The following is a 10,824-nucleotide window of genomic DNA, read 5'->3' as shown; positions in this document are numbered from 1 at the left end:
TTCTTTAGATTTAACAGAAGGAATCATCGCCAATCAATTTTAGATAAAATCATTCAGAGATGCGTAGAGCATAAACCGATTGCTTACGCTTCGATTAAATTACACGAGACTTAAATGGGTAACCCTATTTTTATATTTTCAATTGAATCTTTTTTTTAAGATAAAATAGGAGCGTTTTCTATAAGCACCAAAAGATGGAGCCTCTATATTAATTGTATTTTAATTCTGTTTTAAGATCTACTTCATCGACCAATAAAACAGGTTAGATAACTCAAGTTTCGCAATGGTTATAAATCATTGATACCAGGAGTTTTAATAAATATTGAATTATGATAACGTAAAGAATATCAAGAAGATAACATATCCAGGTTAGATAGGTATTGACTTTGTTACTCTTAGTGTCTTTGAGTCTTGGTGGCTAATAATCAATATCTTGCCAGTAAGTCACCAAGGCACAAGGATTCATTATGAAAAGTTCTATTTTTTTTATCGCCTGATATTGAATATGCTGCAAGATTTAATCAGCATGTGAAACTTCAGTTAAATAATGGACTGTTTGGGTTTTGATTTTTGAATATCATATTATTATGTATTTTTGTATCACATATATAACCATTATCAATACCTGAAGCAAGCCTTCAATTATTGAGCCCAATTAATGCAACCATGATCAAATTTTTATTTCGTTTTATTACGGTTCTATTACTACTTATAGGAACTGTGCCTTTTACCCCTAGTTTTGCTGCTTCCCCAGGAGATATTGTGATTACTGAGATTATGTATAACCCTCCTGAATCTGGTGTTGACAGCTTAGAATATATTGAAATCTATAATACCACCTCGAGTGATATTAACCTTGGTGGATTTTCCATAAGCGATCAAGATGATTATTATTTTCCAACTGATGCTTTTATTGCAGCACATGGTTATGTGGTTATTGCAAAAGACTCCATGGCCCTTGAAAGAAATTTTGGATATCCTGATGCCTATAATTTAAATTTTGATGGCTTGGCGAATGGCGGAGAAAGAATAACTGTGAAAGATAATAATGGAGTAATTTTGAATGAAGTGGTTTTTGATGATAATGCGCCTTGGCCTGAAGCCGATGGGGATGGTCCATCTATGGTATTATGTGATCTGTCTAGCGACCATACAGATGGTGCCAACTGGACTGCCTCAACTACTACAACCGGAATTGTGATTAATGGCAAAGACCTTTTCGGAAGTCCCGGAAGCCATGATGACGCCTGTAGCCCTCCTTGTGAAGATACAGAATCTACTATTAATCCAAGTGTTTGTGGCTCCTATACTTCGCCTAGTGGAAATCATACTTGGACCAGCACTGGTGTTTATGAAGACATCATTCCAAATGCAGATTTTTGTGATTCTCTAATTACTATAAACCTCAGTATACTCCCAAATTCTGAGTTTACAGATATTAATGAAGCTTGTGAAAGCTATATTTGGATAGATGGAAACACCTATACTGAAAGTAATAATGTGGCCACCTATATATTGGAAAATGCCATGGGTTGCGACTCCATCATCACCTTAGACTTAACGATTCTGGAAAGCTCCTATAGTACTGATGTTTATGAGGAATGTGAATCTTTTATTTGGATTGATGGAAATAATTATACAGAAAGCAATTTTACCGCAACTCATATTATTGAAAATGCTGCAGGATGCGATTCTATCATTACACTGGATTTAACAATAAACGAAAATACCTCATCATTAGACCAGGAAGAGGCCTGTGAATCTTATACTTGGATTGATGGCATCACCTATACCGAAGACAATAATACAGCTACTCATATCATTGAAAATATGGCAGGTTGCGATTCTATTATTACTCTAAACCTTAGTATTTTTGAAAATACAGAAGGAATAGATGAGATAGAATATTGTGAAACTTATACTTGGATTGATGGAATAACATACACCGAAAGCAATAACTCTGCGATTCATATGTTAGAGAATGCCGTAGGTTGCGATTCTATTGTCACTTTGAATTTAACCATTCTTGAAGAGACTGAAAGCATAGATAGTCATGAGGAATGTTTATCCTTTACTTGGATTGATGGCGCCACCTATACTGAAAATAACAATACAGCTACTCATATTGTTGAGAATACTGCAGGCTGTGATTCTATCATTACCTTGGATCTGATAATCCTTGATAATCTAGAAGGAGTTGATATTGTAGAGTCTTGTGAATCTTATACATGGAGAAATGGAATCACTTATACTTCTAACAATAATATAGCGACCTATATTGTAAATAATGCCACAGGTTGTGATTCTGTTATCACTCTTAACCTCACCATCTTAGAAAGTAGCCAAAGTGTTTTTGAGGTAGAAGCCTGTGAAACTTACACTTGGATTGATGGAAATACCTATACAGAAGATAATTTCACTGCAATTCATATTGTTGAAAATGCTGCAGCTTGTGATTCTACCATCACGCTCAGCCTGAGCATCCTCGAAAACTCTGAAAGCATTGATGTTGTTGAAGCTTGCGAAAGCTATACTTGGATTGATGGGATTACTTATTCATCGAGTAATAATACAGCGACTCATATTATTGAAAATGCAGTGGGTTGCGATTCCATCATTACCTTAAACCTAAGCATTGATGATAACATATTGCCTGTAGTTCAAACTCAAAATATTATTGTCGACCTCAATGAGAATGGTATAGTAAATATTACGGCGGAAGAAATTAATAATGGTTCTTATGATAACTGTGGAATTAGTGAAATGCAAATAGACATTGATCAGTTTTCTTGCGATGATGTGGGACCAAACACTGTTACACTCACTGTAACTGATCATCAAAACAATTCATCTTCTAATACGGCTATCGTAACTGTAATAGACCTTATTTCACCAGAAATAACTTGTCCAACAAACCAAGAATTACAAATAGGGGATGGTTGCCAAGTGGAATTACCCGATTATGGTGATTTACTCTTAAGTAGTGATAATTGTGGAATTCAATCCATCGTTCAAAATCCTGCAGCAGGAACTGTTTTTACCGACAGTGATTTAGGAAGTCATACTATTGGTTTTATTATTAATGACCTTCAAGGTAATTCTAGTAATTGTAATTTTTCTGTTTTGATTTCCAATACCGAGGAGTTTGATATTGTAGAGATCACCACTACTGAAATTGATTGTTATGGAGATGATGATGGAATGATTAGTATTATTACTTCAGGGGCCTCCTCAGGCTTGTTCTTTAGTATTGATGGAAGTGACTTTTCAAATACCTCTGGCGTTTTTAATGGCTTAATGGCTGGGACTTATAATATTTATGTTAAAAATGTAAATGGCTGTATAATACAATGGCCAACGAGTGTTACTATTGGCCAAGCCTCTGAATTAATCATAACTGAAGTGGAGTCTGTAAATATCACAGGCTGTGCCGGAAATATGAATGCCAGTATTGAAATCACGGCCAGTGGTGGAAATGCAGCTTATCAATATTCCATCAATAATGGACTCAGTTTCTCAGATAACCCTCTTTTCGAAAATTTAAATACTGGAGAATATCAAATCCTTATTCGTGATGAAAATAATTGTGAAACAGCATGGGAAGAAACGGTCATCATTACAGAACCAGAAGCCATAAGTCTAAGCGAAATAGAGTCCTTGAATGTGAGTACTTGCCATGGAGAGGCCACAGGAGAAATTCATATTTCAGCCTTTGGTGGAACAGGAATCTTAGCCTATTCTATTGATGATGGACTTACTTATCAGCTCAATGATGGTCAGTATTTTAATCTTAGTGCTGGAAGTTGTCAGATTAAAATTAAAGATGCTAACGATTGTATCTACGAGCATGAAAACCCTATCATTATAACAGAACCTGAACTATTAGTTTTGGCTAATGTTCAAGCCACCAATGTATCGCAATGTAATGGAAATAGCAATGGGAAAATTGTGGTCTCAGCCAACGGAGGAAGTGGTGAGATCATGTATTCCATTGATGGAGGAATTAATTATGAAAGCAACTCTGGAGTTTTCAATAATCTAGCAGCAGGCACCTATAATATTAGCATTATTGATGCCAATAGTTGCGTGACTGAATATACTCAAAATCCAGTCATCATCAATGAACCTTCTGTTTTGATCATGTCAGTGTCATCCAGTAATATCAACACCTGTTTTGGAGCCAATGATGGAAATATCTCCATAATGGCAAGTGGTGGAGCCGATGATTTTAGCTTCTCCATAAATGGAGGAATATCATGGAGTGACAGCGGTGAATTTGATAATCTTTTGGCTGGGGATTATGAAGTGTTTATTAAAGATGCTTTTGATTGTACGCTAGAATATGAAAACAATCCTGTTCATATAACAGAACCCTCCGCCATAGAATATGAGAGTGTAAATGTCACACACATTGAATGTTTCGGAGGAAATGAAGGTAGCATCCATATTACAGCTTTTGGTGGAACTGGAACATTGAGCTACTCAATAGATAATGGGGCTACTTATCAAATAAATAGTGATTTTGACAATCTGGAAGCCTCCTCCTATTTTTTGTTGATGAAAGATGCCAACGACTGTGTTTTTGAATATGAAAACAATCCTGTTATTATTCATCAAAACGAAGAAATTCAAATTACCGATGCTGAAGTTAATGACGTTCAATGTAATGGCGATTTAGGGAGCATTCATATTAATGCTAGTGGAGGAGCAGGAGATTTGTGGTATTCTATTGATAATGGAATCAATTTCCAATCTGCTCCAGATTTCATAGATTTAATAGCAGGATCTTATTTGGTGAAAGTAAAAGATGCCAACGATTGTGAGATTTTATTCCAAGGAAACCCAATAATAATTGAGGATGCTTATGCTTCTCCTGTTGATATAACAGTCAACCCAACAACAGGACCTTATTGTGTAAATAGTGGGGTTTATTTACAAGCCAATGCTGAAAATGCTATGTCATACCAATGGCAGCCAGGTGGATTCTCTGATCAAGTGATTTACGTTACTTCTGATAGTCCACAAACCATCACTTATGAAGTTACTATTTTAAATGCTTTTGGATGTGAATCTTTTGCTTCTGTGAATATAGAATATGATTTATGCGAACAAGTATCAGAAATAGAGCATACAAAACTAAAGGCGCAAATATTCCCAAATCCTAATAATGGTCAATTTACTTTAGATTTAGAAAACATACAAAATAATATTGAGATAGTTATTATCGATTTTGCAGGACGAATCATATTAGAGGATCTTATAACATACACATCCGAAAAACTTCAGAAAGCTTTTGATCTAGGAGATTTTGAAAATGGAGTTTACTTCCTTAGTATCAAAAATGGGGAATCTATTATTTATCGCAAAGTTGTAAAACAATAGGCACAACAATCTACGAATTGAGCTTGTTCAATGAAGTATTCTAGAAATATTATAGTTGGACGAGCTCTTTTGGTTTAAAATCCTCAAATCAAAGATTATCAGCACTCATCATACTAAAGGACTAGATAAAAACCAGGATAAACCCTAATATTTATTTATATTTCAGTCTAAAGGATGAGGGTTTTGTTGCCAGCAGCAACTATGTTTGCAGAAAACAAGATTCAAACACTCAAAAACAATTCTCATGACAAAAAAACTCCTCTATTTATTATTCCTCGCTTTTTCAATTAGTCTGGTTTCTTGTGAGAAAGAAACTGAAGTTCCAAATATTCCAGTAGGTGGCGAGCTCACCGGAGATATCTCTGAAGACATGACTTTCAAAACAGGTATATCCTATATATTTGATGGCACCATTAGAGTCAGAAATGCCAAGCTTACCTTTGAAGCAGGTTCCATTATTAGATTTACAGAAGGCAGTTCCCTAGAGTTTGCTTATTGGGATAATGAATATGCTACAATGGAAGTTTTAGGAACAGCTGCACTTCCTGTTCTATTTACATCAGCAGCCAGTAATCCATCGGGTGGAGATTGGGCAGGTCTTCATTTTTATAAAGGAGCTACCGATTGTAATATTAATTTTGGGATTATTGAATATGCAGGTTCCAAAGATACTTATGGTTCTGTTTATATTAAAGAAACCGCTATCGCATTCACCAATTCTATTATTCGTGAAGCAGCCAATGTAGGTATTAGATTAAAATCAGAAGGGGCTTTCAGTGCTTTCGACAAAAACTTTTTTACCAATATAGATAGTTATCCTATTTCTGTTTATATTAATAATGTACATACCATTACTGGGAGTAATATATATGAAACATCCACTGGTATTTGGATAGAAAACGATGAAGATTTTACCGCTCAAGGGGAATATTTCTGGACCGATCAAGGTGTTCCATTTTATCAAGAAGGAACCATTAGGTTTGGTGCCGAAGGTGAAGGAAGTATTGTTCATATTGCTCCTGGAACTGAGGTTCTGTTTATGGAAGGTGGATTATGGGATATTGCTTATTGGGAAAACCAATATGCTACTATCATTGCGGAAGGAACTGTAGAAAAACCAATCTTGTTTTCAAGTGCAAGTAATTCTCCTGCTGCGGGTGACTGGAAAGGATTCTCATTTTACGAAGGCGCCTATAACTGTTCTTTTAAGTATAGTACTTTTGAGTTTGGTGGCTCTAGGGATTATAATGGCATGATATTTATCAAAGAATCTCATGTGGCATTTAAAAACTGTGAATTTTATTATAGCAAAACAAATGCCATCAACCTTATTCATGATGCCTATTTCACTGATTTCGGCGGAAATATTTTCCTTGGTAACCTCCTCTATCCTATTTCCATATTTCCAAATTTTGTTCATACTATCATTGGAGAAAACAATATTGATACCGACCTGGGAATTCAAATTGCCAATGATGAAGAATTAGATATTGCAGGAGATTATACTTGGACCAAACAATCTGCCCCATATATAGTCGAAGGCACTATGAGAATTGGAGCCCCTGGAAATGGAATAAAATTAACTATAGAACCAGGAGTAAGAATAGAGTTTCCAATTAATGGTCAGATCGACATTGCTTATTGGCAAGATAATATTGCAAGTGTGATAGCTAATGGGAGTATTGACGATCCAATTATTTTTACTAGTAATAAACCTATGCCTAATAAAGGGGACTGGGATGGAATATATTATTATGAAGGAGCTTATAGTTGTAGTATCTCCCATAGTGTTATTTCTTATGCAGGTGGTGATGAGATACCTTGGGGAGCTATTAACTTTAAGCATGCCAGCACACCTTTGAATCTAAGTAATACTCATTTTGCACATATTTCAGCTCATGGTGTCAGTGTTGATGAAGAGTCAAGCGTGGATATCAGTAATAATGTGACTTTTGAAGATTTAGATGGTGTAGAATATCATGTTAGATAGATTTATGTAAATCATTTATTAAAAAAAACAATCAGATGAAAAATATAAAATTTGCAATACTTATTCTAGTCGCTATGAGTTTACTGCTTTCCGGCTGTAAGAAAGATGAAGAAGAAGCCATTATTGAACCCGAGCCACAAGAAAAGGAGTTTATTTTAGGTTACCATACTAAAACCATGGACTTTGATGCTCGTACTGCCATTACTGATCTAGATACCAGTGATTTTAGTCTTTCCATAAGCTCATCTTCTAGCTTTCTAAACTCCTTAGCAGTGGGTGATATTATAGTGGATTCAACTTCCTCAAAGGCGCCAAATGGATATATGAGAAAAATTACTGCCATTGAAAGCGATGGTGGGACTAAAATAATTCGCACGGAACAAGCCCTGCTTTACGAAGCTATTAAACAGGCGAGTATTAGATTTAAAACAGGCGATCTGAAAATGAGTGATATCCGTAGCTTAGAGTTAGCTCCTGGTATAAAGCTAAAAGAAGCAAGTGGAGATCGGTTTAGAGCCTTTTCTTTTGATTTTGATCATCAATTTGGAACATCAGAAAATGGTGTTAATATTTCGGGGGAGAGTTATTTTGACTTAGAATTTTTCTGGGATTTCGACTGGTCTCTAACATTAGATATGCCTCCATTTGAAGTTGACTTGCTCGAAGCAGGAATAGAGTTTAACCAAGGAGGAAGCATTAATGTGGAAGGCAATGGGAATTTTGATGATAATTTAGAATTCAGATTTGCAGCCATTGAATTTACCCCTTGGACCATCATGGCTGGGCCTGTTCCTTTAGTGTTCACTCCAACAATTGAGTTTTTTATCAATGTAAAAGGAGAAATATCTGCTCACATCACCACTGGCGCTTCCGAAACTTTTGATAATCGCTTTGGCATTAAATATGAAAATGAAGGTTGGTCAACTATTGGAGAATCAGATTTCGATAAAACATTTATTGTTCCATCGGTGGAGGCAAATGCTAGCATTGAAACAAGTATTGGTCCACGAGCCTCTTTATTGCTTTATGGAGTAGCTGGTCCTACTATTGGAATCAAAGCCTATTCTAACCTAGAAGCTGAACTCTTAGCCAATCAGAATTTTAATATGGACTTTGATTTGGGAATAAAAGGAACTGCAGGAGTTGTTCTTACCGTTTTTGGTTTCGATATTCTTAATGAAGAAAGGGAGATATTCGACTATCCTATCAATCTATATCATATTGAAGATGGAAGTACTGAGGAATCTATTAGTATAACATCCCCCATTCCAAATGCCCAGATTGCCATAGGAAACACGAGTATCATAGATGTCTATACCTCTGGATCTCAACCACAAAAAGTAGAGTTTTATGTGAATGAGGTCTTAATTGGTGAAGATATAGAGGAGCCCTTTAATTACGAATGGAATACTTCGGACTTAAGTGCAGATACTTATATTTTAAAGGCAAAAGCAATATATGCCGATCATGAATTAGAATCGGAACCAGTCAGTGTAAATGTGGTTTTAGCGGGTTGGGATGTCTATAATTTGAAAGATCATATTAGTGGATTGCCCGATTATATGGCCTTATCTGATATATTTTTATTGGATGATAGTCATATTTGGGTTCGAGCCGATGAGGGCGAAATATTCTTCAGTAGCAATGCTGGTGACAGTTGGAGCTGGATTAACAAAAATGAAGTGAAGTATATGTCAGATCCTGTATACTTAAGTGCTAATGATGGATATGGTTTTGGCTCTAGCTATAATTTCTTATATACCAATGATGGAGGTGCAACTTGGATGGATAATCAGCCTATTCAGAGCTTTCTGGGTGAAAGTGTGGTGATAAATCATTCGGAATCAACGCCATTGGTAATGTATGGCCGAGTGGGTGGAGAAGAAGTAATGGCTTTCTATAGTACAGATCAGTTTATGGTGGAGACTTATCTATATTTCTCCGATTATAATGTGGCTACAAGTTATCAAGATGGCTATGTTCCAAATCCTGAAATCGTTTCTAATGGAGGAACTATATTTATCCCCAATATGAAATATGATGGTAGTGAAGAAAAACACCTAGGTATTTATAAAAATGGAGGATTCAATTTAGTGGATATTGGATTGAGTAGTGAAGACCTCATTGTTGATTTATTCTTCCTTAATGATGTGGAGGGCTGGATAGTCAGCAGTCTAAATTTGTTATTTAGAACTACAGATGGCGGAAATACTTGGGAACAAATTTTTAATGGTTCCGATATGCTTGGAGGCTATGAGGTGAAATTATTTTTCACGGATGCCTATACGGGTTATTGGATAGAAACTTATTTTGGAGTTCAAAAACCGAAGTTATACAAAACCATAAACGGTGGAATAAACTGGGAACCTGTAGATGGTTTCACCAGATTAGAAGGCCTTGCTGATATTGAATTCTATGGTTCAAATCTTGGTTTTATTGTGGGAGGCTCAATAACGGATGACAATGGATATAAAATCCACCGTTACCGGGAAGGTAAATAGATTTGTAAAATACAAGTCATGTAAGAATAGGCTGTCCGAAAAGTATATTATTGCTTTTGGATAGCCTTTTTTGCTGTTTTACCCTTATCAACTAGTCCCAATAGTACAAATTTGAATCATTTTATTAGCCTCCGCAAATTTTCATAAATAGCTGTAATACTGATTTATATTCGTTTACAAACCGTTACAAACACTTAATATACGGATACAAGTGGTTATGAACCGATTATCTGGGAGGCCTCGATATAATTTTGCCTCATCAACAAAACGATAACCGGGTATTCCGGAATTAAAAACTTAAAAACAAGTATCATGAAAAATTTAAGAAATCAAGTACAATTAGTAGGTAGATTAGGTGCCAACCCTGAAATCTCTGAATTCTCTTCAGGAAGCAAAAAAGCTTTTATGAGCATAGCCACCAGCGAAACCTATAAAAATAAAAACGGTGATAAAGTAACAGACACCCAGTGGCATCAGGTGGTAGCTTGGAATGGTACAGCCAATTATGCTCATAGTTATTTGAATAAAGGTACAGAGGTGATGGTGCAAGGGAAATTGGTAAACAGAAGCTATGAAGACAAAACTGGAACCACTAGATATGTGACTGAAGTGGTGGCAGATCAAGTGATGATTATTAGTAAGAAAGAACAAAAATCAGAATAGGTTTTCCCTCCCATATATTGATTTTGAAGACCTCCTAGTGAGGTCTTTTGGGTCACATTAAAAATTATGGGGAGCAATGGTTTTTAGCCTTTTCATAGTTACAATGCTATTAAGCAATAATAAACTTAGGAATTAGGCGGGGTGGCTTTTCCCAAACACGTCGAAGTGTAATCGGTGAATTATAGAATATTAGATTTTTCAGCAAAGGGCTTTAGCTTTTAAAATAATGACATTGGAGGTGATGGAAATAGAATCGACGGCTTTGGTTCTGATAAACATGTACAGTCA

The 10,824-nt window shown here is 35.7% G+C and carries 4 protein-coding genes; all 4 read left to right on the top strand.

The genetic code is table 11. The annotated features are described in order from the left end of the window. The first annotated feature begins 666 nt into the window (after positions 1–666). The 4 genes from HNS40_RS20665 (at position 667) to HNS40_RS20650 (ending at position 10,536) form a co-directional block, all read left to right on the top strand. The gene (locus HNS40_RS20665) at positions 667–5,382 is read left to right on the top strand and encodes a lamin tail domain-containing protein (RefSeq protein ID WP_172284530.1); all 4,716 of its coding nucleotides are present in this window, start codon (positions 667–669) and stop codon (positions 5,380–5,382) included. 244 nt (positions 5,383–5,626) lie between these two features. Beyond that, positions 5,627–7,372: a hypothetical protein gene (locus tag HNS40_RS20660; protein WP_172284528.1), complete on the top strand. Its 1,746-nt coding sequence runs from the start codon at positions 5,627–5,629 to the stop codon at positions 7,370–7,372. A 35-nt stretch (positions 7,373–7,407) separates the two neighbouring features. Next, entirely contained in the window at positions 7,408–9,873 is a 2,466-nt protein-coding gene (locus tag HNS40_RS20655; protein ID WP_172284526.1) for an Ig-like domain-containing protein, read from the top strand. A gap of 312 nt (positions 9,874–10,185) precedes the next feature. Then, positions 10,186–10,536, top strand: a complete 351-nt coding sequence (locus HNS40_RS20650) for a single-stranded DNA-binding protein (protein ID WP_172284524.1) — start codon at positions 10,186–10,188, stop codon at positions 10,534–10,536. Positions 10,537–10,824 lie beyond the last annotated feature (288 nt).

It is taken from the genome of Lentimicrobium sp. S6 (genome assembly GCF_013166635.1).
GTDB lineage: Bacteria > Bacteroidota > Bacteroidia > Bacteroidales > UBA12170 > UBA12170.
This window is presented reverse-complemented; position numbering and strand designations above follow the sequence as displayed.

Excerpts from the sequence above, each read along its gene's own strand:
- HNS40_RS20655 (WP_172284526.1), top strand. The coding sequence starts at position 7,408 with ATGAAAAATATAAAATTTGCAATACTTATTCTAGTCGCTATGAGTTTA.
- HNS40_RS20660 (WP_172284528.1), top strand. The coding sequence starts at position 5,627 with ATGACAAAAAAACTCCTCTATTTATTATTCCTCGCTTTTTCAATTAGT.
- HNS40_RS20650 (WP_172284524.1), top strand. The coding sequence starts at position 10,186 with ATGAAAAATTTAAGAAATCAAGTACAATTAGTAGGTAGATTAGGTGCC.
- HNS40_RS20665 (WP_172284530.1), top strand. The coding sequence starts at position 667 with ATGATCAAATTTTTATTTCGTTTTATTACGGTTCTATTACTACTTATA.